The sequence below is a fragment of the Microvirga sp. 2YAF29 genome (assembly GCF_052114605.1).
In the GTDB taxonomy this organism is placed as follows: Bacteria; Pseudomonadota; Alphaproteobacteria; order Rhizobiales; family Beijerinckiaceae; genus Microvirga.
The window spans coordinates 154,579-179,278 of record NZ_JBFRFB010000003.1; the positions used below are offsets into that span (position 1 = coordinate 154,579).

The following is a 24,700-nucleotide window of genomic DNA, read 5'->3' on the forward strand; positions in this document are numbered from 1 at the left end:
GGGCTATGACTCGTGCCATGCCCGATCAAGTTCCTGCGAAGATCCTGGTGGTCGATGACGCTCCGCGTAACCTTATCGCTGTTCAGGAAGTTCTTCGCTCGCCCGGCATCGAGATCGTTACTGCCGATTGCGGAGAGGCTGCCTTAAGACACGTCCTGAAGGATGATTTCGCCGTCATCCTCCTTGATGTCCAGATGCCGAGAATGGATGGATATGAAGTTGCGGGTCTGATCCGCAATCGGCCGCGTTCCTCCCGCGTCCCCATCCTTTTCCTGACGGCCTTCAATAAAGACGACATGCACGTCTTCAGGGGCTATTCGGCTGGCGCCGTCGATTATGTCTTCAAGCCGATCGAGCCGTTGATCCTGAAATCGAAGGTTGATGTCTTCGTCGATCTTTACCGCAAGACGGAAGAGATCAGGCGGCAGGGTGAAGAGGAACGTCGGCTCCTGATGGAAAACCTTCGGGTCCGAAGTGAGAAGCTGAAAACCGAACAGGCCCTGCGCCGCCGTGAAGAGCATCAGGCTATCGTCCTTCAGTCGCTTCCTATCGCGCTTTATACCGCCTCGGTCCAGGAGAACCATCGCCAGCTTCATTTTACGAATGAAAGCATCGAGAGGATCACAGGCTTTCCACCCGCAGCCTTTCTCGAATCCTCCGACTTCTGGTCTTCGCGCATCCACCCGGATGATCGTGACAGGGTTTTCACGCAGCTGAAGGAATTGCAGGATCAGGGGACCTTGACCCTGGAATATCGCTGGACCTGCGCCGATGGGACAGAGCGCTTTTTCCTCGATCAGACCATGCTTATGCACGACGATGACGGTCATCCTCGTGAGTTCTTCGGCATGTGGTTCGACATCTCCGAGCGCAAGCAGATGGAGCAGAACCTCCTCCATGCCAGCAAGCTCGAAGCCGTTGGCCGCCTGACTGGCGGCATAGCGCACGACTTCAATAACATGTTGAGCGTCGTGATCGGCAACCTCGACCTGCTGCACAAGACGGTCAAGGGCAATGCCAAAGCCGAACCGCGCGTCATGATGGCGATGGAGGGAGCGCAGCGTTGCGCCGACCTGACGCATAGACTGCTCGCATTTTCCCGGCGTCAGCCGTTGCAGGTATCTATCATCGATGTGGCTGCGCTCATGCCGGGGCTGTTGGAGCTCATGCGTCGAACGCTTGGCGAGCATATCAATGTCAGGCTCGATATTCAGGGCGTCAGCCATCCGATTCAGGTCGATCGGGCGCAATTGGAGGCGGCTCTCTTGAATCTCGCGGTCAATGCCCGGGATGCAATGCCTCAAGGTGGTGATCTGTCCATTTCCATCAGAGGCGAGGTTTTGGAGGAAGGGCAGGCCGAGCGTTCGGGTGAATACATCGTTATCGAAGTTCGCGACACAGGCATCGGGATGCCGCCGGAAGTGCTCGAACGTGTTTTCGAGCCGTTCTTTACGACGAAGGAGAGCGGCAAGGGAACGGGCCTTGGTTTGAGCATGGTCTATGGATTCGTCCAGCAATCTCACGGTCATGTCGAGGTCGATAGTGTGCCCGGGCAAGGGACGGCCATTCGCATCTGCCTTCCCCGAGCCAATGGGGCCGTAGAGATTGGCATTGAGCGGCAGGGCTCTGTGGCTAAGCCATTTGGTGAAGGACAGACCGTTCTGGTTGTCGAGGACAATCCGGCGGTCCGGCAGGTCGCCATCTCCACTCTCATGTCACTCGGATTCAAAGTGATCGAGGCGGAAAGTGGCGACGAGGCGGCTCGAATATTCAGATCTAACGATCAGGTACGGATCGTCTTGTCCGATGTGCGCATGCCTGGAGAACTCACAGGTATCGATTTGGCTCGCCTGATTAGGAATGAGCGGCCCGAGATTCAAGTTCTCCTGACCACAGGCTATGTGGAAAGCGAGGAGGCTCTGGATGATGTCAGCCTGCTCTACAAGCCCTACCGCACGACCGATCTGGCCGAGAAGATTCAGGCTCTCATGGAGGCCATGCCGAAGCCGCAGATCCGCAAGCCTCCGGTTTTCGAGGTGATCTCAGCTTGATGTGTGAGCGGCAGGATCATGCCTGAAGTCGTCTTTCTAGATTTCGAGGCCTCATCACTGGAGAAGAAAAGCTATCCGATCGAGGTTGCCTGGGTCACCACATGTGGACATGAGGAAAGCCATTTGATCAAACCTGCTCCTGAATGGGTGGATTGGTCGGACGAGGCGGAGGCGATCCATAAAATTCGGCGGGAGCGCTTAATTGCGGAAGGCATGCCACATGATGAGCTGGCCCGGCGCATGGTCGATGTGCTGAGCGACCGCGCACTCTATGCCAGCGCCCCTTCCTGGGATGGGCAATGGTTGAGCAAGCTGTTGCGGGCCGCCGGTCTCCCACGGCATTCTCTACGCCTTCAGGATACGGAAGTACTTCGGAAGGAATCTGCCGAGCGAATTTTGAATGCGTTGAAAATTCCCGATGGCGAACGGGCTGAGGCGGTTGAAAAGATCTTGCTGGATGCGAAGCTGCAGAATGACCGCTTGGTACCTGCTCATCGGGCTCTCGCGGATGCGCGGCGCGAACTCCAGATCTGGCAGGATGTATGCGCAAAAGCTGATGCGATAGTGCGCACCCGCAGCCAGGGTGAGGAGCGCCATACCATATGACACCGTATTAGGTATCGAGGCGCTCCAAAGCAGCCTTGTCACGGAGAATGATGGAACGCCGGTGAGCCGGCAGCTCAATGATGCTCTGGCGTTCCAGCTGGGTCAGCGAGCGCGAGACGGTCTCAATCGTGAGGCCGAGATGATCGGCGATATCGATCCGGGACATGGGGAGGTCCATGTGGCCGTTCTCGGTGAGACGCGCCGAGAGAACCAGCAGGAAGGTGGCGATTTTCTCCAGGGCATTTTTACGGCCGAGCAGAAGCATGTGAGACTGAGCCCGCCCCAGAGCCTGCATCATGGAAGCAATCACTTGATGAGCGAAGACCTGATCCTTAAGGGCAAGCGATTCCAGGCTGCGGCGGCGGAAGGCGATGATGGTTGCGTCGCCTACGGCCTCGGCGCTGAAGCGGTGTTCTTCACCGGTCTCCAGTCCGAAGATGTCGCCAGGGAGATGAAAGGCATCGATCTGGCGGCGGCCATCGCTGAGCAGCTTGAAGGTCCGCACCGCACCGGAGGCCACCTTGTAGAAATAGGCAGCCCGATCGCCTTCGGCAAAAATCTCCTCATCCTTCGCCGCCGTCCGGGCCATGCCCAGCTCGGGTGAGGTCTGAGGCGAGGGGATGCTACGCAGGAGCACCGCGTTCGGAGCGATCTGGGTGTTGAGAGAAACGTGCGCGGTTTGCATGGCGGGTCTCGGCGCTGGTTCGTGTCTGATGTGAGATCAGAGTTAACCTGCCGATGCAGCGCGCAAAATTCAGGTGCTCTCCATAAGGGATTCCCCTTAGGCTGGGCAATCGAGCCTAGATGGAAGCGGCGAGGGCGCCTCGGATGCTATCGACCAGAGTTCCGTCCTCCAGAGGCTTTTCAATGACTTGGCGGAACCCTGAACGGGCCGCCCGCCGGCGCATGTCGTCCGTCGCCCGGGCCGTGATGAGAATAGCCGGGAGCTTGACGAGGCGTCGCCTCAGCCTGTCGATCAGTTCGACGCCGTTCATTCGAGGCATGTAGTAATCGACGACCAGGCAGCCGCTCTCCGGCAACTCCGATTCAGCCAGAATCTCATCCGCACCTTCATAGAGGCGCACATCCAGCCCCTCGAGTTCGAGGGCGAATTTCAATGATTGGCGAACGGCGGCATCGTCATCCACGACGATAACCGGCCCTGGTGTCATGGACATTGTAAGGTCCTGCTGGATCCCTGGCCTTAGAATTTCTCCAGACCTATCCCATTCTTGAAGTGGAGGGGTTGATATGGCTCAATTCGTGCCAGAGACCTTATTCAGGAATTGTCCTTAAGGACGTTCGCCCGAATGACTTGGCTGCACGCCGACAAGAAGGGCCATTCGCACAAGTTCCGAGAGACTGGCTGCCTGCATCTTCGTCATGACATTCGCACGATAGATCTCGACCGTCCGAGGGCTGATGCCGAGGTCATAGGCGATCACCTTGTTGGCCTTTCCCGCAACGAGGCCTTCGAGCACCTGTTTCTCGCGCTCGGACAATCCTTGGACGCGTGAGCGGATTTCCGCAGTCTGGGCGTCCTGATGCGCATGTTTCTCCTGCCTCTTCAGAGCGGCCCGCACTGTCGAGAGGAGGATATCATCATCGAAGGGCTTCTCGATGAAATCGATGGCGCCCTCCTTCATGGCCTCAACTGCCATGGGCACATCCGCGTGACCTGTCATGATGATGACCGGCAGGGTGAAGCCGCGGCTCTTCAGGTGCCGAAGGAATTGAATGCCATCGATGCCTGGCATGCGAACATCGGTGACGATGCAGCCGTCCGAAGCGTGCTTGACGTTGTCGAGAAACGCAGAGGCCGATTCATGCAGGCGCACAGGCAACCCGTCCGATGCCAGCAGGAAGGACAGGGACTGGCGAACTGCCAGATCGTCATCGACCACATGCACAACCGCTTCACTCGGCATTCGCTAACTCCTCCTGACTGACTGCGCGGAGCGTGAACCTGAACGTTGTTCCCTCTCCAATAGCGGACTCTATCCAGATCTTGCCACCGTGAGATTCGACAATAGTCCGGCAGATCGACAAACCCACGCCCATGCCATGTTTCTTGGTGGTGATGAATGGCTGGAACAACTGCTCCAGGATGCGCGGCTCGATGCCGGTACCGGTGTCGCTGACACTGATCTCCACTAGTCCGTCCTGCGCAACGGAGTGAGTGGAAATTGCCAACTCCCGGCGTGGTTCGCCCTGCATGGCCTCGATCGCATTTCGGATCAGATTCAGCAGAACCTGCTGGATCTGAATGCGATCGGCGAGCACGAGCGCCGCGTCAGGGTCGAAGCGGTAGGAGACGCGCACACCCTTCTCGCGAGCGCCGACCAGAGCCAGCGCGCTGGCCTCCTGGACCAGCTTGGGCAGGTTCTCGATATGCCGTTCGCTCTCACCACGGGTAACGAATTCGCGTAAGTGGCGGATCACCTGTCCAGCGCGCAGGGCCTGCTCCGCTGCTTCGTTCACGGCACCTTCCAGCATCGGCACTTCGTCCCCCTTCATGCGCTGCAAGATACGGCGGCAGCCTTTCAGGTAGTTTGCGATGGCCGTGAGAGGCTGGTTGATCTCGTGGGCGAGAGTGGACGCCATTTCGCCTAGAGCGGTGAAGCGCGACATATGCACGAGCTCGGATTGAAGTTCTTGCAAACGGGCTTCCGTCTTCTGCCTCTCCGTCAGGTCTCGAATGAAGCCGGTGAAGTAGCGTTGTCCGCCTGATCGCATCTCGCCGACCGCCAACTCGATAGGAAAGGTCGCTCCATCTTTGCTCTGCCCTACGACGACGCGCCCAATTCCGATGATCCGGCGCTCTCCCGTGGAGAGATAGCGATGCATGTAATCGTCATGCTGATCGCGGTAAGGATTGGGCATCAGGATCTTGATGTTCTTTCCGATGATTTCGGATGCTTCATATCCGAACAGACGTTCCGCCGCAGCGCTGAAAAATTGGATGTGAGCCTGCTCGTCTATGACGATCATCGCATCGGGTACGGTCTCCAGGATGGACCGTAGATGTGCTTCACGGGTTTTGAGCGCTTCCTCGGCTGCGACACGCTCGGTAATATCCCGGGTGACCTGGGCGTAGCCCAAGAGATCTCCGCTGTCGTTCTTCAGTGGTGTCAGGCTCACATGGGCAATGAAGCGTGTGCCGTCCTTGCGTAGGCGCACGCCTTGTTCCTCGAACCGCCCCGTCTTTCGCGCAATTTCAAGCTCCTCCTCTGTCTTTCCGCTCGTGAGAGCCTCGGGAGGATGGAAGATGGAGAAGTGACGATTGAGGATTTCATCCCGGCGCCAGCCTCCAATCTGTTCGGCGCCGGTGTTCCAGCTGATGATCCGCCCTTCGATATCCAGCATGCAGATGGCGTAATCCGTCACTGCATCGACCAGCAATGCGAAGCTGACATCCTGATGAAGCGAAGAGTGAGGGGCAGTCAAAAGCAAACTCCAGTCCGGCCGGGCCATCCGCATCTCCGCTGAACCCGGCATGGAAAAACGGTCACCATTCCTATGCTGTTACTAGCATAGCCAAGGCGCGCTTCCTACAGGCACAAAACCTTGCCTGTTCAGAAGAAAGCGCCTGCCGCCAGAGCCCCCAGCAGGGCCGATCCCAGCAGCGTTGCGTCGTGGAGGCCAAGAAGCCAGCGGGAGTGCCCATCCGCCTCATGAACCCACAGGGTGGTGCCAAGCGTGACCATGGACCAGCCGCCCCCTAAGAGAGCAGCCGAGACAGAAAAGCCCATGAAACTTCCCGATAAGGCGAACAGCATCCCGGCGACCGCCAGAAGAGCGCACCCGGCGATGGCGATCCATTGGGGGCGGATCGATTTCGGCAAGGCTGCCAAGGCGAGTGAGGGAGCATACATGGCAACCACATGCCATGCGATAGCCCCTGTCACGGCTTCGCCGAGGCCGCATCCGACCATGGCGATGGGCGTTGCCCCCATCAGCGCCGTCATGGCAAACCACCCAAGGCCACCGATAAGGCTCGGCCAGACGATGTGTCGCCACCCCTGGAATCTGATCGCCCCGAGGGGGACGGAATGGGTCCTGCGCGGGGGCAGGCCGGCTGTCGCAAGGAGCGAGCCGACATGCGCCAGTGCCGCTGCAACTGCCAGGCCCAAGAGCGCATGAGGTGTTGCCAGGGCTTCTGCCACATTCGCAATGGTAGGAGCCGCGAGACCTGCAAGCGTGGCTGCTCCAAACACGAGCAGAACAGCTTTCGTGTCCCTCGCGCCCAGCGGCGCTGCAGCGTGCCGGTAGAAAAGGCTGAAGCCGTTGGCGATTCCGAGCCAGAATGCACCAAGCACAAGTCCGCCGAAATGCCATTGCATCAAGGACCAGGCTAGGACCAGACCACCAGCTATGCCCAGGCTTGCGCCCAGCGTGAAGGCGGCGCGGCGATCGAAGGCGTCGAGAAGCAGGGAGGCAGGAAGGCTTGCAGTCGCCGCACCGGCATAGAACGCCGCATAGGGCAGGCTCACCCAGATCGTTTCAGGCGCGAGAGAAAGGCCGGCGAGCGGAAGGATCGTCAGGGTGAGTACCTGCGATAGAACCGACAAGGCAAAGCCGGTCGCCAGAAGAGCGGTTGCGGCGGGGTTGCGTGAATGCTCGGCCGACTCAATCGGTTCACACAGGCAGTCGAGTTGTCCGGCGCGCGGCATGGCAGTCGAGATGGTCATGGCTTGATGTCGTCATCCGTCAGCACACGCAGGGCTGCGCCTTCGACATCGTCGTATTGGCCGTTCTTGAGTGACCACAGGAAGGCAGCGAGACCCGATAAGCCAAGCAGCAATGCAGTCGGTACGAGATAGATCAGAACTTGCATGATCAGGCTCCTTGCAGGGCCGGCATAATCGGCGTGGGTTGGTTGGGAGCAGGTTCCGGAAGGGCCTTCACTTTGCCAAGGCGAACCCGCAGCGCATTGAACGTCACGAGGCTCGACGATCCCGACATGGCGAGAGCCGCAACGAGCGGGGTGACATAGCCGAGGAAAGCCAACGGGACCGCAATCAGATTGTAAACCAAGGCAATCAGCAGATTTTGGCGCATGAGGCTACGAGCGCGGCGTGCAATGACCAGAGCATCAAGCACTGGAGAAAGCTTTTCTCCCAGGAAAACAGCATCGGCATGGGCCTGCGTGAGGTCGGCAGCGGTGATGGGAGAGATGGACACGTCGGCAGCGGCGAGAGCCGGTGCATCGTTAAGGCCGTCGCCGATCATGATGATTTTGCGGCCCGATGCTTTCAGCCGTTCGAGTTCCGCGATCTTATCGGCCGGCTTGGCTCCGCCACGCCAATCAGTGATGCCGAGAGAAGCGGCAATTGGCGCTATAGCCTCGGGACGGTCGCCGGACAGGATCCGGCAATCGATGCCGATATCGCGCAAGGCTTCGATGGTTATCACGGCATCGGGGCGAAGCGCCTGACGGACCATGAAAATTGCCCGTTCACACCCATATGAGAAGGCAATCATGGAGGCGTCCTTGGCTTCCACCGACGCCTCAGCTGCGAGGTCAACGGCATCGCAGAAGGCAGGACTGCCGATGCGAAGCTCGATCCCATCCATGATTACGCGAACGCCCTGACCTGCTTCTTCGGCAGCGTCCTCGAAGGGGCGGCGGTTCTTAGCCTCATGGGCGACGGCGACAGCGAGAGGGTGATGACTCGACAGGGCGAGCCGCGCTGCCGCTTCCAGAAGATCCGGGCGGATAGCTGTTGCATTTGCAACGCGCATTTCGGGGAGAGTGAGCGTGCCTGTCTTGTCAAAGACGATCGTATCGGCCTCCGCGAGACGTTCCAGGGCATCGCCGGAATTCAGAAATACGTTGGACCGGAAAAGGGCGCCCGATGCTACGACCTGCACCACGGGCACGGCCAGTGCCAGAGCGCAGGGGCAAGTGATGATGAGCACGGCGACGGCGGTGATGACGGCATCATGCAAAGATGCGCCAAAAGCCATCCAGGTGATTGCTGTCATCGCGGCCGTGAGATGCACAACGGGTGCGTAGCGACGGGCGACTTTATCGGCCAGTTGGACATATCGCGACCTGGCGGCGGATGCTGTCTCGAGCAGTCGCTCGATTTCGTTCAGAAGCGTGCCGTTTTCAGCTGCGGTTACCTGAAGGGTCAGCGTGCCATTGAAGTTCATGCTGCCCGCATAGACATTTCTTCCGGTGCTTGCCTGCCAGCGCTGTGTCTCGCCGGTCACCAAGCTTTCATCGACCTCGGAGGAGCCGGACAGGATGACGCCGTCGACGGCGATGCGCTCTCCCGCCCGAACGAGAACCTGGTCGCCCGGCTTCAAGGCGGCGGTCGGCACGAGGACGGGTTCGCCGGCCTCATCGATCCGGTGGGCGACCTCGGCTTTCAGTGCTGCGAGATTGCCCGCGACCGCGCGCGTTCTGCGGCGCATGGCCTGATCGAGATAACGGCCGCAGAGCAGGAAGAACAGCAGCATCACGACCGAGTCGAAATAGGTGTGCTCGGAGTGATTGATGGTTTCGATCACCGACATGATCAACGCAAGCAGAATGCCGATGGTGATCGGCACATCCATGTTGGTGCGCCTCGCTTTCAGCGCGCCCAGAGCGCTGCGGAAGAACGGCTGCCCGGCATAAGCTACGGCCGGCAGAGCAATGAACGCGGCGAGCCAATGGAAGAAATCCCGTGTCTCCGGCGTGATATCGGTGACGTTGCCCGACCACACGGAGACCGCTAGGAGCATGATGTTCATGGATGCGAAGCCTGCAATCGCAAGGCATTTCATCAGCCATTTAGCGCGGCGCGTCTCTTCCTCTTCCACAAGGCGCGCTTGGTAGGGGTGGGCACGGTAGCCGAGGCGCTGCAGCTCATCAAGAATGCAAGCAGGCGATGTTGCGCCCTCATGCCACTGAATGGCGAGCCGATGATTGGTGTAGTTGAGGCGGGCATCCACGATACCCGGCTGCTGGCACAATCCACCCTCGATCTCGTCGATACACGCGGCGCAATCGATTCCCTCGATCGCCAGATCGAGATGGGACGTGCCGTCATCCTGATGCCTCACGAAAACCGACAAATCGAGTTTGTCCGACATGGGATCGCTTCCTAGAGAGAGATGCGGCTTTTGGAGCGGAACAGAATTTCTTTGTCGCGTTTGAGGCTGATCACGAGGTCCCATTGGCCTTCGGGTAATACCGTGAGGCTTTCGAAATGGCCAGGAGCGGTCTCCACGAACTGAACAGGGACATCGCGCCGTTTGTCGGTGGGGTGAGCGAGGCGAATCTCGGTGGTCAGCCCGGAAAGAGGGGCCTGTTGAGCGTCACGCGCCGAGAGTGCAATTCGGCTTTCCGCGCCATGCTGAAGCCTCGCTTCAACATTCCAATGAAGGGCATCTTGTGCGTGCGCGGCGGCAATGTCGTTTTTGAACGACAAGCCTGCCTTGTAAGAGCTTTCGGTTTCGACGCCGCTGAAGGTGGATAGGGCGACACGCACCATCACGAAATTCATGGCGAAGACAACGCCGAAGAAGCTTATGAAGCAGATCAGGACCGTGCGCCCGGTGATGACGCGGGGTGTGCTCGAAGCAGATGACAAGCTGGACATGGAAATCATCCTGTTAGGGCGCCTTGAAATGATCATTCATACGGGCGACGTCGCCGCTCGTCAGGTCCGTCAACGTGAAGTGAAGATCGGTCGAGGAGGGAAGCACGATCGCCTCAGAGGTGATAAGGACACGGGCTTCAAGGGTTTGATCGGGGCCGACCAGAAGGACGGCGCGGCCCTCCTGGTCGATCTCGCCGCCGACGATATCGAGTTTGGTATGGGACAGGCCATTGATGGTGAGAGCGTAGCGGCGCTCATCCAGGTTCTTGTTGGCGACGCGGATGGTGAAGCCGTTCCGGATCGAGCCGTCCGACAGGCGGACAAAGAGGGGGTTGCGATCATGCATGACGCTCAAGTAGCTGCTCTGGCGCATGGCCAGCGATCCGATCATGATCGCGCCGACGACAGCGATGATGCCGACGTAGAAGAGGGTGCGGGGGCGAACGATGCGGCGAACTTCGGGCTGCCTGTCCATCCTAGCCTTTACGTTCATGTCCGTATCGTAGGCGATCAGATCGGAGGGGCGTCCGATCTTGGCCATCACGTTATTGCAGGCGTCGATGCACAGGCCGCACTGAATGCAGTCCAACTGCAATCCCTTGCGGATATCGACGCCCGTCGGGCATACCGCAACGCATTGATCGCAGTCGATGCAATCGCCTGCGGGAAGTCCCTGCTTGCGCAAAACCTCGTTTTTCTTCATCGAGCCGCGCGGCTCGCCGCGGTCATAGCGATAGGTGACGTTGAGAGCGTACTCATCGGTCAGCGCAGCCTGGATGCGAGGCCATGGGCACATAAAGGTGCAGACCTGCTCACGCATGAAGCCCGCGAGGGTGTAGGTCGTGAAGGTGAGGATGCCGATCCAGACATAGGCCAGGAACGAGGCCTGGAAGGTGGCGAGTTCGTAGACGAGGGTCGGCGCATCGGAGAAGTAGAGAACCCATGCGCCGCCTGTCCACCAGGCGATCATCAGCCAGATGAAGTGCTTCAGGGTTTTCTGTGCTAGCGCTTTAGCGGTGAGCTTCTCCTTATCTTTGCGCATCCGCTCTCGGCGGTCGCCTTCGATGAAGCGCTCCACCGCATAGAACAGGTCTGTCCATACCGTCTGCGGGCAAAGGTAGCCGCACCAGAGACGGCCAGCCACCGCATTCATGAGAAAGAGGGTAAGGGCGGCCAGGACCAGGAGGCCGGTGAGGTAATAGACTTCCTGCGGCCAGATTTCGATGAAGAAGAAATAGAAGCGGCCATTGGCGAGATCGATTAGGATGGCCTGGCTGGGCGCATTCGGTCCACGATCCCACCGGATGAAGGGCAGGAAATAATAGATGCCGAGTGTGATGGCGAGGACGATCCATTTGATGGTGCGGAATCGTCCCTTCACGGCCTGAGGATAGATCTGCTTGCGGGGAGCAAAGAGCGGAGCATCATCGGCGGAGGCCGGTGAAGTCGGGGAAATCGGTTGGGGGAGTGGGGCGTCAGCCATCGAATCCGTCGCAATCATCTCATCGAAGAGACTTCGGAATACGACGGGACCGGCTGCAGCGCCTTGATTTGAGTCAAGCATCGGTCGGAGATTGCCCTCCGGCCGATGCGGTTGTTGCAAAGATGTTGTTTCGCTCAGGCTCAGCGTTGGTTGCCGCCGAGTGAGTGAACATAGAGCGTCAGCGCCTTGATCGTGGTGTCGTCCAGACGCCCGTGCCAGGTCGGCATGACGCCGCCACGGCCATTCATGAGACCCTCGGTGATCGCGGCCTTGTCAGAGCCGAAGAGCCAAATTTTGTCGGCCAGGTTCGGCGCACCCATGTCCTGATTGCCGAGGCCTTGCTCGCCATGGCATGCGGCGCAGTTCTCGGCGAAGACCTTGGCGCCGAAAGCAAGATCGGCGCCTTTTTCCGTGGAGAGCCCCGACAGAGAGCGGACATAGTCGGCCACCTGCGAGATCTCCTCTCGTTTGAGTATTCCATCTCGGCCAAAGGCGGGCATGGTGCCTGCGTGGCCCTGATCATTGGTCGAGCGTGCGCCGTAGCGGATCGTATGCTCGATCTGTGTGAGCGAGCCTCCCCACAGCCAATCGTCGTCGTTCAGGTTCGGATAGCCCTTGGCGCCCGCGCCACCCGCGCCGTGGCAGGGAGCGCAATTGTCGCCGAAGGATGCTTTGCCCTGAGCGCGGGCAAAGGTGAACATCTCCGGGGCCTGCTGGATCTGTTCGAGCGAGCTTGCGGCAAGCTTTGCCGTCATGCCCGAACGGTGTTCTTTCAGCTGCGCGAGATCCACCTCGATAGCCTCGCGCGAATGCCAGGCGAGGGCGCCCTTGGTGTAGGACGACACCAGCGGCCATGCCGGATAGGCGATGCAATAGGCGATGGCCCAGACGATGGTGAGATAGAAGGTCCACAGCCACCAGCGCGGCAGCGGATTGTTGAGCTCCTGGATGTCATCCCAGCTATGCCCGGTGGTGGTCACGCCTGTGACGGTATCGACCTGCTCGTGTGTCTCATGAGCCATGGGATCAGTCCTCCTTGAGAGGCATGCGTGCGGCCTCGTCGAAGCGGGCCTTCCGCGAGGGAGCGAGGGCATAGATCAGCACCACCAGGAAGACGGCGACGAAGTACAGGAGCCCCCAGGTCTGGGCGAGTTCAGCGAAGAATTTGTATGCGGCCGGCATGATCGATCGTCCTCAGCGCACGTTGGCCTTGTTGTCGTACAGTTTGAAATCCACCTGCGTGCCCAGCATCTGCAGGTAGGCGATGAGAGCATCCGCTTCCGTCACCTTCTGCGGGTTGCCGTCGAAGTTGCGCGACTGAGCGTTGGGATAACGCTTGGCGAGTTCGGCGGTGTTGGGATCATCCGCGTTGGCTTGTGTGCGGATGTCGCTCTCGGCCCTTTTGATCATGTCCTCGTCATAAGGAACGCCAAGGGTCGCCTGAACCTTCAATTCATTCGCGACAGCGGACACATCCAGCTCGGTTTTCTCAAGCCAAGGATAGCTCGGCATGATCGAGCCCGGCACAACGGCGCGCGGATCGTTCAGGTGATCGCGGTGCCAATCGTCCGAGTACTTGTTGCCGAGGCGCGCGAGATCGGGACCTGTGCGCTTGGAGCCCCACTGGAACGGTCGGTCGTACATGCTCTCGGCAGCGAGGGAGTAATGCCCATAGCGCTCCACCTCGTCGCGCAGCGGGCGCACCATCTGGCTGTGGCAGTTGTAGCAGCCTTCGCGCACATAGATGTTGCGGCCGGCCAATTCGAGCGGGGTGTAGGGCCTGATGCCCTCCACCTTCTCGATGGTGCTTTTCAGGTAGAATAGGGGAACGATCTCCACGAGGCCGCCGATCGCGATGACGAACAGCACACCGATGATGAGGATGATCGAGTTGGTCTCGAAGATCTTGTGACGGGACCAGATTGACATGGTCGATTCCTTTACTCAGCGGCGACGAGTGCCGGTTGCGCCGGAAGGGCTTCTTCAGCGGCGGACTCGGCGGAGGTGATCGTCTTCCAGATGTTCCAGGCCATGATCAGACTGCCTGCCACGAAGAAGGCACCGCCGAGGGCGCGGATGAGGTAGTAGGGGTGCATGGCTTCCACCGTTTCGATGAACGAGTACTCAAGGAAGCCGAGGCCGGTATAGGCGCGCCACATGAGGCCCTGAAGGATGCCTGCGACCCACATCGACGAGATGTACAGAACAATGCCGAGGGTGGAGATCCAGAAGTGCCAGGAGACGGCCTTCATAGAATACAGCTCCCTCTTGTTCCACAGCCACGGAACGAGGCAGTAGATCGCGCCGAATGAGATATAGGCGACCCAACCGAGAGCGCCGGCATGAACGTGGCCGATGGTCCAGTCGGTGTAGTGAGACAGGGAGTTTACGGCCTTCACGGACATGAGCGGGCCTTCGAAGGTAGCCATGCCATAGAAGGCAACCGACACCACCATCAGGCGCAGCACCGGGTCCGTACGAAGCTTGTCCCAGGCGCCGGAGAGGGTCATGAGGCCGTTGATCATGCCGCCCCAGGAGGGCATCCACAGCATGATGGAGAAGACCATGCCCAGCGTCTGCGCCCAATCGGGCAATGCGGTGTAATGCAGGTGGTGCGGGCCCGCCCAGATATACATGAAGATCAGGGCCCAGAAGTGGATGATCGACAGACGGTAGGAATAGACCGGTCGCTCGGCCCGCTTCGGAATGAAGTAGTACATGATGGCGAGGAAACCGGCGGTGAGGAAGAAGCCCACTGCGTTGTGGCCGTACCACCACTGCACCATGGCATCCTGCACGCCCGACCATACGATGTAGCTCTTCGGCGAGAAGATCGAGACGGGGATCGTCGCGTTGTTGCCGAGGTGCAGGACCGCGATGGTCAGAATGAAGGCGAGGTAGAACCAGTTCGCCACATAGATATGGGGTTCCTTCCGGCGCATGACGGTACCGAGGAACACGAGGAAATACGTAACCCACACGACGGTCAGGAAGAGATCGGCATACCATTCCGGCTCGGCATATTCCTTGCCCTGCGTGATGCCGAGCAGGTATCCCGTGCCGGCGATCACGATGAAAAAGTTGTAGCCGAGCACCACGAACCACGGTGCAATGTCGCCGACCATGCGAGCACGGCAGGTGCGCTGCACCACGTAGAAGGACGACGCGATCAGCACGTTGCCGCCGAAGGCGAAGATCACCGCCGATGTGTGCAGGGGCCGCATGCGTCCGAAGGACAGCCATGCCGTGTCGAAGTTCAGAGACGGGAGAGCGAGCTGAAGCGCGATGAGAAGGCCGATGGTGAAACCGGCGACGCCCCAGATCACGGAGGCGATGGTCGCGAACTTCACAGGGCCCATGTTGTAGTTGGGTTTACCGTTGATCGTCAGCGGCGGCAAGTCGGCAGGACGCTCGTAATAGCGATTGATGATGAAAAATGTCGCCGCGATGCTTGCCGCGGCAAACAGATAAGCATGGAAGGCGTATTCAGGCGTATAGGCCTTCGCCGCGATGATAATGCTCAGGAAAGCCAGAGATGCGAAGGTAAGGGCTGATCCTGCTTCGCCAAAGGTCATTCCCTTGGAGGGTGCTGCCGTGTGAGCCATAGGTCTCGACCGTTCTTGAATGAGGCGAGGCCCTGAGCTTCGCCTTCAGGTTCCCTGTCTAGGAGGGGGGAGGGGAAGGGGCATTGATGCAAATCAATCTGAGCCATAGGCTCGGCTTTTGCCCCTTGTTGGATCAGACCGCGCGCGAATGCCGGGCGGCTCCGGCCTCCAGATGCCGGTCGAAAACGGCGCAGACATTGCGCACCAGCAGGCGGCTTTCCTCGGGGATTTGGAGGACCAGACCGTCGCGCTTCACCAAGCCGTCACGGGCAAGTTCATCGATTTCCGCCAGTTCTCGAGTGAAGTCGGCGGCAGCGCCGATCTCATCGAGGTCGATGGTAAAATCGCACATCAGGCGCTCGATGATGCTGCGGCGGAGCCGATCATCCTCGGTCAGGGCGACACCGCGAGCGGTGGCGAGGCGCCCTTCACTGATAGCCTCCCGATATCCGGCCGTCGTCGCAGAATTCTGGACATAGCCCTGCGGCAAGGAGCCGATGGCGCATGTCCCGAAACCTATCAGGGCCGTTGCCTCATCGGTCGTGTAGCCTTGGAAGTTGCGATGAAGGCGCCCCTCGCGCTGGCGCAGAGCGAGTGCATCCGTGGGCTTTGCAAAGTGGTCTATGCCGATCTGGACATAGCCTGCACCCAGAAGGGCAATTGCAGCCGCCGTGCTTTGCTCGACCCGCTGAATGGCATCGGGCAACGCCGCTTCGGGCAAAAGCGTCTGATGGCGCTTCATCCATGGAACATGCGCATAGCCGAACAGCGCAATGCGATCAGGATCGAGCAGTAGTGCACGCTCGACGGAGCGAGTGACGCTCTCTCTCGTCTGATAGGGAAGGCCATACATCAGATCGAGGTTGAGGCCGGTCACGCCTGCATGTCGTAGCCAAGCGGCAACCTTCGACGTCTGCTCGAAGGATTGAACACGCTTGATCGTCTCCTGCACTTTCGGATCGAAATCCTGCACGCCGAGGCTCGCACGGTTGAGGCCCGAGGCGGCCAGGACCTCGACATGCTCCAGAGTGAGAGTCCTCGGGTCGATCTCGACTGCGATTTCCGCATCTTTTCGGATCTGGAAAGCGCGCTCGAGCCTGTCCATGATGCGCTTCAGGTCGCTTGCGGACAGAATGGTCGGTGTGCCGCCGCCCCAATGGATATGGCTGACATTCATGCGGCGCGGGAGATGCTGCGCCACACGTTCGATCTCACGCTCCAGAAGCTCCACGTAGGACGCGACGGCTTTGTAGCTCCGTGCAACAGTCGTGTTGCAGCCGCAATAAAGGCACAGCTCCGCGCAGAAGGGCACATGCAGATAGAGGGACAGGGCCGTGTCGGAAGAGAGCTCCGACAGCCAGACCGCATAGGTTTCAGCCGACACGTCAGGCTTGAAATGCGGTGCGGTCGGGTAGCTTGTATAGCGTGGAACACGCTGATCGTAGCGGGCAATGAGCTCTGGCGTCATAACGTTGTGTTTGCCGCGCCTCGGCATTTCTAGCCTTGATCTGGATCAACCCCGGCTCCCGAGCATTCGGGGGTAGGATCCGGCAACGGCTTGAAGGCGCCGCATTCTCCGCCATCTTCAGTATCTGGCCTTGTTCGGGCCGGACGGTATGAGGAGTTCTCGATGCAATCACCGGACGAATGGGAAATCCCGCCCGAGTTCCAGCCAGATCCGGATGCATTGGCCTATGATCTCCAGAATGCGCTCGATTCAGTTGTATCGTTGCGGGCGAGGGTGCCGCATAAAGCTTTCACGGCTGAAATGCTTGGGACGGAGCGGGCCGGCCAGGGCGTCGTCATCCGGGCTGACGGCCTTGTGGTGACGATAGGCTACCTGATCGCCGAGGCTGATGAGGTCTGGCTGACGACCACCAAGGGCCGCACCGTCGAGGCCCACGTGATTGCCTATGACTATGAAAGCGGCTTTGGCCTCGTGCAGGCTTTGGGGGCCTTGGATGCGCCTGCCTTGTCTTTGGGAGACTCGCATCGCCTGTCGCCCGGCGATGAGGTTGTCGTCGGCGGAAGCGGCGGCCGTTCACATTCCATTTCGGCGCAGGTCGTGGCCTGCCAGGAATTCGCGGGCTATTGGGAATACCTGATCGACAATGCCATCTTCACGGTTCCGTCCCACCCCAACTGGGGCGGAACGGCCCTGATCGGCCCGCGCGGCGATCTGGTCGGCATCGGGTCGCTGCAGCTTCAGCACCAGGCGGCAGGGGGAACAGTCGTTCCCTTGAACATGAGCGTACCCATCGATCTTCTGAAGCCTATCCTCAACGACCTGCTCACGCTCGGCAGGGTCGGAAAGCCGCCAAGACCGTGGCTTGGCTTCTATGCTTCTGAAGCGGACGAAGACCAGATATCGATCATCGGCCTCGCCGGCGACGCGCCTGCCCAGCGGGCGGGCTTGCGCGCCGGAGACATTATTCATGCAGTGGCCGGCCAAGTCGTTACGTCTCTGGCTGAATTCTATCGTGCGGTCTGGGCTCTGGGACCTGCCGGCGTCGATGTGCCGCTCACTCTCGAACGAGAAGGAGACAGGTTCGACGTGATCATCACGTCCGCCGATCGCAACCGGTTCATGAAGCCGCCGCGCCTTCAGTAAGGTCTGAAAAGATCCACCTCATATATCCAGGAATGATCATGAAACATGACGTCACGCTGCCGAAGGGCGAGACCGTTCCTGCATTGGGGCAGGGAACATGGCAAATTGCCGAAAACTCATCGAAGCGGTCTAACGAGATCGAGGCGCTTCGTCTCGGTGTCGAACTGGGAATGACCCTCATCGATACCGCGGAGATGTATGGAGAAGGCGCTTCCGAGAAGCTGATCGGCGAGGCTCTCTCGGGCGACCGGGACAAGCTGTTTCTGGTCAGCAAGGTCTATCCGCACAATGCGAGCCGCAAGGGTGTGATTCAGGCCTGTGAGCGCAGTCTCAGATGCCTGAACACGGATCACCTCGATATGTACCTGCTGCATTGGCGCGGGGGCGTGCCTCTCGAGGAAACTGTGGCAGGATTCGAGGAACTGCGTCAAACCGGCAAGATCCGCCACTGGGGCGTGAGCAATTTCGACACGGACGATATGGAGGAGCTCTTCGGCATTTCTAACGGGAAGAACTGCGCGACGAACCAGATTCTCTACAATGTGACACGCCGCGGGCCGGAATTCGATCTGCTCCCATGGATGAGTAAGCACGGCTTGCCGTTAATGGCTTACAGCCCCATCGAGCAAGGCAGGCTCCCTGCATCGGGTGCCCTGCAAAGAATTGCTCAACGGCATGAGGCAAGCGTTTTTCAGATTGCGCTTGCGTGGCTGCTTCAAAAGCCGAATGTGATCGCGATTCCCAAGGCATCCAGCCCTGATCACGTACGTGACAATCATGGGGCTTTGGAGATCACTCTCAGCGCTGATGACCTTCAGGAAATCGATGCCGAGTTTCCTCCTCCGAAAGGCAAGCAGACGCTTGAGATGATCTGATAACATGGTTTAGATAGCAGGGTCACCTTGAAGCAAAACCTACGCGGATCGAATGAGCTTTTCCGGAAACGACGCCCTCAAACTCGCTGAAATTCTCAGGCGTGCCGCGCAATTGGAGATCCTGCCGCGATTTCGGAACCTGACGGCAGGATCAATCCGAACGAAGACATCGAACCTCGATCTCGTCACCGATGCTGATGAGGCTGCGGAGCGCTTTATTGAGGCGGAGATCCTTCGCGCATTTCCGAAGGCAGCGGTGATCGGCGAAGAGGGTGTCAGCAAGAATGCCGGCCTCCTTGACGGATTGGGCGATGCCGACCTCGCCTTCATTCTCGATCCGGTCGACGGAACCCTGAATTTTGCATCAGGCCTTCCTCTCTTTGGCGTCATGGCGGCTGTGACCGTCAAAGGCGAGATCGTCTGCGGCATCATTCTTGATCCGGTTTCCGATGATGCCGCGATTGCCATACGGGGTGAGGGTGCATGGTCCCAGCGGCCCGATGGAAGCACTACACCGCTTCGTGTCGCTTCGCCCGCTCCACTCACAGAGATGACAGGCAATGTCTCATGGCGCTACCTGCCGCAAGAGCTTCAACCCGTTGTGACGGGGAATTTTGCACGCGTGGCAATGGTCACGAATTTCCGGTGTTCGGCTCATGCCTATCGTTTGATAGCCAGCGGCAATCAGCACTTCTCGTTCTCATCCAGCGTGATGCCATGGGATCACGCGGCCGGCTGGTTGATCCATCGCGAAGCGGGCGGATACACGGATCACTTTGACGGCTCGCCGTACCGGCCGGTCAATCGCGATGGCGGTCTCATCAGCGCACCGAACAAGGACAGTTGGCAGGCTGTCCGCGATGCTTTGCTGGGATCGAAATCGTAAAAGCAGTCAGCGATGCTCAGTCGCCATCCATACTGTCTACGCCGATGAGAGCGTCGATCTCGGCAATTCTTGCATGCCGCTTCTTGCACCGGCGATCCAAAAAGCAGGAGCGTCCAATTCCCAGGGCCAGGATCGGCAGGGACCAGACGAAGTCGATAGCGTTGAGAAGAACGAGGCCGAGAGCTGCGATGGAGACAAGCCAGATCTCAACACGTCCGAAGCCTTCGGTGACCTCGTTTTTCAGAGTAAGCTGCTGCCTCTCGAGCAGGAATTGCATGTGCAGAGGATTATTGCCCTGAAAGGCGATCCTCATGCTCGTGTTGCGAAGTCTCTCCAGCGATTGCTGCAGACCTTCCAGGGCCTCGGTTCGTTCATGTGAGATAGGCTCTTCGCGAACAGGCCCGAAAATTTCGATGATGTTATTGCGCAATTCCGTGAGTGCGGGAGGACGGTTGTCCTGCTCGCTGCCCGGTTTGGTGCGCTCGAACCGATCGGTGATACGGTTGCGGATTTGCGATGCGGTTGTTTCGATTTCAAGCGCGGCGTTCCGTTGGAAGGAAACGGCAACGTGATCCGCAATCATGGCCTCGACTGCGACATATGCTCTGTCGATTGACATAAACTGCTTCCTTCTCCCCCGAAGGTGCCGTCAACGGTCGCAATCCTGGCGGAACGTCGAAACACATCAGCCATGCCGCACAAGGTCCGCCGACTCTCCGGCAGCCATCCGGGAAGATGGGACGGTATGGTTAATGGGTGGTTAACGGACCGGCGGCGTCCTCTCCTTTTAGGAAAGGAGCCTCATTTATTACGTCTCGCCGTCCGAGTGGCCAGGAACCATCCTGGCAAGATCCTGAAGGAATTTCACGGATTCCTTGGGCCGGCCTTCCTGCTGGGCGATCTTGCTGATGTTCTGCAGTAGGGACGCGATTTCGCTCGCTTTCGCCACGCGGCCCACCGCCAGGACATGGAAGAAGGCTGAAAATCCAACCATGATCGCCTGATTATGCTCCTCGAGCTTTCGGCACTGTTCCTTGAGGCTCTTGATATCCTTTTCCTGCGCGGAAACGATTTCCACGAGGGTCAGCATCTGGTCGGCCAAAGTGTCGACGGAGGCATTCATGTCTGCGGATATTCCTAGATCTTCAAGGTTCCGAGGGGAGGAAGGGCTGACAGGGACTGTTCCGTTGGAGCCACTGAGACGATCCGCTTTCCACGATGATGAGGATTGGCCCAAGACAACCTCCGTCTCCTCTTTGGTGACCGCAGGCATTCGTCTGGCCTCGACCAATTTCGAGGCTGTCTGTTGAAACAGGCTTCGAATCCGATCATGAACCCGTGCGATCACGTTTCCTCTCTTGGCCAGTCAAGTCTTGCTAGCCCGTCAAGTTTTGACCCGTCAGGCGCAAATTTAGGCTTAACGGAGCCATTTCGGCAAGGATAGCACGTCTTTCAGCCAATGCTGATGAGGGGTCGGGATAGGATGTTACGAGGATAATCTCACCCGCGCGCATAAAGCAGACGGGCGCGGATTGTGCCTTCGAGAGCGCGGATTTCCCGCAAGGTCTCCTGGCTTTGCTCCGGCTGTCCCTCCACCTCGATCACCACATAGCCGATCTCCCCATCAGTTTGGAGATGCTGACCGGTAATGTTGAGACCGCGTTGAGAGAAGGCCTGGTTGAGACGCCCGAGAATGCCCGGCACGTTGCGATGGACATGAATGTAGCGGGTGCCCGTTGCGCGGGATGGCAGCTGCACCTGAGGGAAGTTTACGGCGCCGACAGTCGTGCCGGCATCGGAATATTCCACGAGCTTCTTGGCGACCTCGGCTCCAATGCGCTCCTGGGCCTCCTCCGTCGACCCGCCGATATGCGGTGTCAGGATCACGTTCTCAAGGCCCTGGAGCGGGCTGATGAACCGATCCTTGTTGGAGGCGGGCTCGACAGGGAACACGTCCACGGCGGCGCCGCGCAGATGACCACTCTTCAAGGCCGCGGCCAGCGCATCGAGATCCACGACCGTGCCGCGGCTGTTGTTGATCAGGTAAGCGCCCTGCTTCATGGCACCGATTTCGGCAGCGCCGATCATGCCATGAGTGGCGGGCGTTTCGGGGACGTGAAGGCTGACCACGTCGCTCTGTCTCAGAAGGTCATGCAGGCTCTCGGCGGGTTCCGTATTGCCGTGGCGCAGCTTGTCGGTCTGATCGAAGAAGATCACCCGCATACCCATGGACTCAGCAAGGTATGAGAGCTGTGAGCCGATATTGCCGTATCCGACGATGCCGAGGGTCTTGCCGCGCACCTCGTGGCTGTCGATGGCGGACTTGTCCCAACCGCCCGCATGGGCAGCCGTGGATTTGGGAAGCACCCGGCGCAGCAGCATGACGATCTCGCCGATCACCAGTTCGGCGACGCTGCGCGTGTTGGAGAAGGGGGCGTTAAAGACCGGAACACCCGCATGTCGTGCAGCGTCCAGATCGACCTGGTTCGTGCCGACGCTGAAGCAGCCTACGGCGATGAGGCGGTTTGCTGCCGCAAAGACTTCAGGGGTCAGCTGAGTGCGGGAGCGGATGCCCAGCAGATGAACGCCCTGGATGGCCTCGATCAGGGCTTCCTGGTCGAGTGCGGTCTTGAGAAAGGTGAGATTGGTGTAGCCGGCCGCCCTGATCAGTTCGACAGCACTCTCGTTCACGCCCTCCAGCAGAAGAACGCGGATCTTGTCTTTCTGGAGAGAGTACTGCTCTGACATTTCGGCTCCGTTCTGCGGGCAGGTTGCCTGCACGGCTATGCCCATAACCTGCCGGGAGAGCCAGGAAAATCCCTCCCGGTGCAATGGGCGCCCTCGGAATGCTCAACCCTCTTCAGGTTATAAAGCCTATCTGGTGGGTTGGCTCCTCAAACGAGGCACCCTCGTACCTCCTATGCGCAGGCCTAAATCGGGGTTTAGGGTCTATCGTTTGTCAATCCGGTTGCTGCGGCGGCTGGTCGAGAAGGCGGGAGCTGGTGCCGGATGTACGCACGGCTCCCGCTTTTTGCGCTCAGATGCCTCCCCTTAGCCTGCGATAGAAGGTGCTTCGGCTCACCCCGAGATTGCGGGCGGCCAGGGATACGTTTCCTCCGGAGGCCTGAAGAGAATTCCGCATGATGTTTACTGTCACGGCATCGAGGGTAGAGGAGGGCTGAGGCATATCCGGTCCTGCCGTGATCGTCGCTCCGGATTTGACATCCAGCGGCAAGGCATCGACGCCAAGCCGATCTCCCGGCTCACAGAGCGCCAGCATGGCACGCAGGCAGCCGACCAATTGGCGGAAGTTGCCAGGCCAGTCGTAAAGCGCCAGGTTATGCTGGCATTCATCCTCCATCGTGACCCTTCGCTGAGAGGCGCCCAGCGATGTCCATACAGCATCGATGAGCTGTTCCCGGTCCGCTCGCGTGCGGAGGGGTTTGAGCTCAATGGTGTACTGCGCAATGCGGAAATAGAGATCCGAGCGGAAGCTGCCCGCCTTGACGAGATCCGCCAAGTTTCGGTTCGTGGCGCAGATAAGGGTGAAGTCGACCGGAATGGAACGGCTGCCGCCAAGGGGAGCGACCTCGCGCTCCTGGAGGACGCGCAGAAGCCTGGTCTGAAGGGCAAGCGGCATGTCTCCGATCTCGTCGAGGAACAGGATGCCGCCGTCAGCCTCCCGCAAATACCCTTTCGATCCGCCTTGGCGTGCTCCTGTGAAGGCGCCGGTCCGGTAGCCGAACAGCTCCGCCTCCATCAGCGTTTCCGGCAGGGCGGCACAGTTGACCGCGATAAAAGGCTTGCCGGATCGGGCACCTCTCTGGTGAGCCGCTCGCGCGAATATCTCCTTGCCGGTTCCTGTTTCGCCCCAGACGAGCACGGGAACATCGGCATCGAGCAGGCGAATAGTTCGGCTCAGCGACTTCTCCGTTTCTTCATCGAAGATCGGTTTGATTTGAGTGGGGGGCACCGGCCGGGCCGTGTGTGTGAGCGACGGGTGAGGCTTTGTCTTTCCGTCGATCCGGCCGAGAAGGGGGGCGCCATCGGCTCGCCTCAGGCGACCGGAATCCGACAGGGCTGCGACGCCATTCTGGAACAGGTCTGCCCATGCCGCCTTGCCGAGGGCATTGAAGTCGCGTCCGATCAGCATGAGGCCATGCCGGTTCGCGGCCTTGAGGCGACCGTTTTCAAAAACCAGGATGCCTTCGCGAGCTGTTCCCAGCATGGCGGGGTCCGTGTGTATCCTGACCAGATCCGCTTGCTCGAAATCCTTTTCGAAGAGTCTGTGCTCGATCTGCTCGGCTGCGAGCCGCACCAGTCCGAGGGCATGCGCATGATGCACATCGGCGGGGCCGGACAGGTCCAGCACTCCTAACACTTCACCATGCGGTCCGAAGATGGGAGAGGCCGAGCAGCTCAGGATGCGATTGCATTCGAGATAATGTTCCGCGCCTCTGACCTCGATGGGGCCTCTCTCCGCAAGCGCCGTGCCGATGGCATTCGTCCCGACGATCCGCTCGCTCCAGGGCACACCGGGGCGGAGCGCCACCTGCGCGGCGCGCTGAGCAAAATCGACGCTGCCGATCGTATCGAGGACGAGGCCCTGGGGGTCGGTGAGGATGACGATGCTGTCAGTCGCCTCTGCATCCGCATAGAGAGCCTCGACCTCGGGCCGACACAGGCGGCGGAAGGCTTCCGCCTTTTCTGCGCTCGCGGCGAATTCGTAGGCCGTGAGCGGCTCTGGAAGGGAATTGGTACGTCCTTCCAAGCCAAGGGCCGCACAGCGTTTCCAGGATCGCAGGATGGATTGCGGAACAAGGCCGCCGGGAACCTGTCCGTTCGAAAAGAAGGATTGGCGCGCATAAAGGATCTTATCGGACGACAAGGCTTCCTCCTGTCCCGGTGTCGCAAATTGCGACAGGTGTCGCAGATGCGTTCCTTTTTGTGACGCGCCGATGATAGCTGAACTTCAGATAAAGCGAAGT

Annotated in this window: 23 protein-coding genes; 5 read left to right on the forward strand and 18 right to left on the reverse strand. The window is 59.4% G+C overall.

Features of this window, described 5'->3' with window-relative positions:
• Positions 1-17: 17 nt before the first annotated feature.
• Together AB4Y85_RS05385 and AB4Y85_RS05390 are read left to right on the forward strand one after the other, a co-directional pair.
• Positions 18-2,051: a response regulator gene (locus AB4Y85_RS05385; protein ID WP_441983837.1), complete on the forward strand. Its 2,034-nt coding sequence runs from the start codon at positions 18-20 to the stop codon at positions 2,049-2,051.
• An 18-nt stretch (positions 2,052-2,069) separates the two neighbouring features.
• Positions 2,070-2,657: a 3'-5' exonuclease gene (locus AB4Y85_RS05390; RefSeq protein WP_441983838.1), complete on the forward strand. Its 588-nt coding sequence runs from the start codon at positions 2,070-2,072 to the stop codon at positions 2,655-2,657.
• 7 nt (positions 2,658-2,664) lie between these two features.
• Here the strand turns inward: AB4Y85_RS05390 and AB4Y85_RS05395 are convergent, their stop codons facing one another.
• The 14 genes from AB4Y85_RS05395 to hemN all read right to left on the reverse strand — a co-directional run bounded on the left by AB4Y85_RS05395 (position 2,665) and on the right by hemN (position 16,808).
• The gene (locus tag AB4Y85_RS05395) at positions 2,665-3,342 is read right to left on the reverse strand and encodes a helix-turn-helix domain-containing protein (RefSeq protein ID WP_441983839.1); all 678 of its coding nucleotides are present in this window, start codon (positions 3,340-3,342) and stop codon (positions 2,665-2,667) included.
• Positions 3,343-3,457: 115 nt separating this feature from the next.
• Positions 3,458-3,835: a response regulator transcription factor gene (locus AB4Y85_RS05400; protein ID WP_441983840.1), complete on the reverse strand. Its 378-nt coding sequence runs from the start codon at positions 3,833-3,835 to the stop codon at positions 3,458-3,460.
• 114 nt (positions 3,836-3,949) lie between these two features.
• Complete coding sequence (gene fixJ, locus AB4Y85_RS05405) at positions 3,950-4,585, reverse strand: response regulator FixJ (protein WP_441983841.1); 636 nt, start codon at positions 4,583-4,585, stop codon at positions 3,950-3,952.
• Positions 4,575-6,104 (reverse strand): PAS domain S-box protein, encoded by a 1,530-nt coding sequence (locus tag AB4Y85_RS05410; protein ID WP_441983842.1) that lies wholly within the window; start codon positions 6,102-6,104, stop codon positions 4,575-4,577. Before AB4Y85_RS05410 ends, fixJ begins: the two co-directional genes overlap by 11 nt.
• Positions 6,105-6,232: 128 nt before the next feature.
• A complete protein-coding gene (locus AB4Y85_RS05415) occupies positions 6,233-7,348 on the reverse strand; it encodes an MFS transporter (RefSeq protein WP_441983843.1) in 1,116 nt (371 codons plus the stop codon).
• Entirely contained in the window at positions 7,345-7,494 is a 150-nt protein-coding gene (ccoS, locus tag AB4Y85_RS05420) for a cbb3-type cytochrome oxidase assembly protein CcoS (RefSeq protein ID WP_441983844.1), read from the reverse strand. The genes AB4Y85_RS05415 and ccoS overlap by 4 nt, the downstream gene beginning before the upstream one ends.
• Positions 7,495-7,496: 2 nt before the next feature.
• Positions 7,497-9,743: a heavy metal translocating P-type ATPase gene (locus tag AB4Y85_RS05425; RefSeq protein WP_441983845.1), complete on the reverse strand. Its 2,247-nt coding sequence runs from the start codon at positions 9,741-9,743 to the stop codon at positions 7,497-7,499.
• Between the two features lie 11 nt (positions 9,744-9,754).
• Positions 9,755-10,252, reverse strand: coding sequence for a FixH family protein (locus tag AB4Y85_RS05430; protein WP_441983846.1), 498 nt, complete (start codon positions 10,250-10,252; stop codon positions 9,755-9,757).
• A 13-nt stretch (positions 10,253-10,265) separates the two neighbouring features.
• Positions 10,266-11,735 (reverse strand): cytochrome c oxidase accessory protein CcoG, encoded by a 1,470-nt coding sequence (ccoG, locus tag AB4Y85_RS05435; RefSeq protein ID WP_441983847.1) that lies wholly within the window; start codon positions 11,733-11,735, stop codon positions 10,266-10,268.
• A 140-nt stretch (positions 11,736-11,875) separates the two neighbouring features.
• Positions 11,876-12,757, reverse strand: a complete 882-nt coding sequence (gene ccoP, locus AB4Y85_RS05440) for a cytochrome-c oxidase, cbb3-type subunit III (protein ID WP_441983848.1) — start codon at positions 12,755-12,757, stop codon at positions 11,876-11,878.
• 4 nt (positions 12,758-12,761) lie between these two features.
• Positions 12,762-12,917 carry a cbb3-type cytochrome c oxidase subunit 3 gene (locus AB4Y85_RS05445; RefSeq protein ID WP_441983849.1) on the reverse strand — a complete coding sequence of 52 codons (156 nt, stop codon included), beginning with the start codon at positions 12,915-12,917 and terminating at the stop codon, positions 12,762-12,764.
• Positions 12,918-12,929: 12 nt separating this feature from the next.
• A complete protein-coding gene (ccoO, locus tag AB4Y85_RS05450) occupies positions 12,930-13,664 on the reverse strand; it encodes a cytochrome-c oxidase, cbb3-type subunit II (protein ID WP_441983850.1) in 735 nt (244 codons plus the stop codon).
• An 11-nt stretch (positions 13,665-13,675) separates the two neighbouring features.
• Positions 13,676-15,310: a cytochrome-c oxidase, cbb3-type subunit I gene (gene ccoN / locus AB4Y85_RS05455; protein WP_441984012.1), complete on the reverse strand. Its 1,635-nt coding sequence runs from the start codon at positions 15,308-15,310 to the stop codon at positions 13,676-13,678.
• A gap of 163 nt (positions 15,311-15,473) precedes the next feature.
• Complete coding sequence (gene hemN / locus AB4Y85_RS05460; protein ID WP_441983851.1) at positions 15,474-16,808, reverse strand: oxygen-independent coproporphyrinogen III oxidase; 1,335 nt, start codon at positions 16,806-16,808, stop codon at positions 15,474-15,476.
• A 162-nt stretch (positions 16,809-16,970) separates the two neighbouring features.
• On the opposite strand from hemN, the gene AB4Y85_RS05465 reads away from it, so the two are divergent.
• Genes AB4Y85_RS05465 through AB4Y85_RS05475 form a run of 3 tightly spaced genes read left to right on the forward strand, consistent with a single transcriptional unit; the run spans position 16,971 to position 19,712 of the window.
• A complete protein-coding gene (locus AB4Y85_RS05465; RefSeq protein ID WP_441983852.1) occupies positions 16,971-17,951 on the forward strand; it encodes a S1C family serine protease in 981 nt (326 codons plus the stop codon).
• A 38-nt stretch (positions 17,952-17,989) separates the two neighbouring features.
• Positions 17,990-18,826 (forward strand): aldo/keto reductase, encoded by an 837-nt coding sequence (locus AB4Y85_RS05470; RefSeq protein ID WP_441983853.1) that lies wholly within the window; start codon positions 17,990-17,992, stop codon positions 18,824-18,826.
• A gap of 52 nt (positions 18,827-18,878) precedes the next feature.
• The gene (locus tag AB4Y85_RS05475) at positions 18,879-19,712 is read left to right on the forward strand and encodes an inositol monophosphatase family protein (RefSeq protein WP_441983854.1); all 834 of its coding nucleotides are present in this window, start codon (positions 18,879-18,881) and stop codon (positions 19,710-19,712) included.
• Between the two features lie 16 nt (positions 19,713-19,728).
• Here AB4Y85_RS05475 and AB4Y85_RS05480 read toward each other — a convergent pair whose 3' ends face one another.
• The 4 genes from AB4Y85_RS05480 to AB4Y85_RS05495 form a co-directional block, all read right to left on the reverse strand.
• Entirely contained in the window at positions 19,729-20,331 is a 603-nt protein-coding gene (locus AB4Y85_RS05480; protein WP_441983855.1) for a hypothetical protein, read from the reverse strand.
• Positions 20,332-20,520: 189 nt separating this feature from the next.
• Positions 20,521-20,835: a hypothetical protein gene (locus AB4Y85_RS05485; RefSeq protein ID WP_441983856.1), complete on the reverse strand. Its 315-nt coding sequence runs from the start codon at positions 20,833-20,835 to the stop codon at positions 20,521-20,523.
• A 377-nt stretch (positions 20,836-21,212) separates the two neighbouring features.
• Complete coding sequence (gene serA, locus AB4Y85_RS05490; protein WP_441983857.1) at positions 21,213-22,460, reverse strand: phosphoglycerate dehydrogenase; 1,248 nt, start codon at positions 22,458-22,460, stop codon at positions 21,213-21,215.
• 289 nt (positions 22,461-22,749) lie between these two features.
• Positions 22,750-24,600: a sigma-54-dependent Fis family transcriptional regulator gene (locus AB4Y85_RS05495; RefSeq protein WP_441983858.1), complete on the reverse strand. Its 1,851-nt coding sequence runs from the start codon at positions 24,598-24,600 to the stop codon at positions 22,750-22,752.
• Between the last annotated feature and the right edge of the window lie 100 nt (positions 24,601-24,700).